The organism is Rahnella sp. ChDrAdgB13 (assembly GCF_017655185.1).
GTDB lineage: Bacteria > Pseudomonadota > Gammaproteobacteria > Enterobacterales > Enterobacteriaceae > Rahnella > Rahnella contaminans.
In genome coordinates this window covers 1-1,402 of the sequence record NZ_JAEMGT010000195.1, presented here as the reverse complement: position 1 = coordinate 1,402, position 1,402 = coordinate 1, and the positions used below count along the sequence as shown (strand labels likewise).

Below are 1,402 nucleotides of genomic sequence, written 5' to 3'. Positions count from 1 at the left end.
GTTAAATAAAATTAATTCTAACTTTACTGCAATCGAGCTCCTATAAACAGATTATCAACACATTTAGCACCGTGGGATAGCACCGTCATGCTGAGGCACAAAAGCCTGCCACGACTAACACCAAAACGGCAACATCATTCATTATCCTTTCTCCAGCCGATATGGACCTGAACCATCGAAATACTATCCTGAGGGATTTTACTACCAGACCTTATTTTATCTTATAAATTCATTTTATTTTCTCAACCCATTTTTCAAATAAAGATTGTTTTCTGTTTATTTCACAGTCAGAATTTATTTCTTCGGTGATATATTCCTCCTTACTGTGTTCAACGAGTCGCTTAAATCTGCGCTTTATTTCTTTACCCGCAGGGCTGCAGTCCTCTGAGTCGGCCAGATAAACGGCCGCACTGTAAGCCGCGTAACAGTTATCAACGTTATCAGGATGAGGTTTACAACCGCTAAATACGGTATAAGCTAAGTCAGGCTGACTTTTATAATAATTAATTTCAGGGGTATTTTTCAATTGAGAGAATATATCCGGAAGTAACATGACGGAAGCTATAGCAAGCGTAACGATCCCCGTCAGAACTATATATCTGAACTTCATTATGGCACCTTTCTGGCATGACTCGTTCACAACTCATGCTTCCCACGAGAAAGCGTTCTATAGACCGTTGGCCGTGACACTGAAAATAATTCAGCAAGATCACTGATTGAATACTGTCCGGTTTCATGCATTCGGCACAGCTCTTTTTGCTGTTTATCTGACAACTTAGGCTGTTTTCCCCGCAGTTTCCCTTTTGCCCGGGCAATGGCCATACCTTCTCTGGTCCGGAGGCGCATTAAATCCCCCTCGAATTCGGCAAATGTGGCCAGCACGTTGAAGAACATTTTTCCCATCGGGTCTGCCGGATCGTAGATGCTGGCTCCCAGGGCCAGCTTAACCCCCCTTGACACTAAGGCGTCTGCGATCTCCCTCGCATCAGGAACAGAACGAGCCAGACGGTCAAGTTTAGGAACAACCAAGGTGTCGCCACAACGAACGGCAGCCAGCGCTTGATCCAGCCCTGGTCTCTGTCGGTTTGAACCGGTCAGTCCTTTATCGGTGTAAATTCTGTCCAATGAGACCCCTAGTCCGACCAGCGCTTCCTGCTGGGCGGTCAGGTCCTGCTTGTCGGTAGAGCAGCGTGCGTAGCCGATGCGTATTTCAGTCATAAATGTGTACGTTTAAGGGGCCATGAAAGAGATTGATATCGTACTATCTATATGAGACAACTTCAGCTGCAATTTATGGCAGATATAAAAATTTATTTAACTGTCCGTTCAACGTCCTCTTACGGACATGTTTGACACGGAGTCAGGATGGCTACTCATCACACAGACAAGACTGGCGGTAAAA

2 protein-coding genes are annotated in these 1,402 nt (G+C 45.1%); both read right to left on the bottom strand.

Going from position 1 to position 1,402, the window contains the following annotated elements:
* Positions 1-229: 229 nt before the first annotated feature.
* Positions 230-610, bottom strand: coding sequence for a hypothetical protein (locus J8X26_RS26450; RefSeq protein ID WP_208952505.1), 381 nt, complete (start codon positions 608-610; stop codon positions 230-232).
* Positions 611-636: 26 nt separating this feature from the next.
* Positions 637-1,218, bottom strand: coding sequence for a recombinase family protein (locus tag J8X26_RS26445; protein WP_208952504.1), 582 nt, complete (start codon positions 1,216-1,218; stop codon positions 637-639).
* Positions 1,219-1,402: the final 184 nt, after the last annotated feature.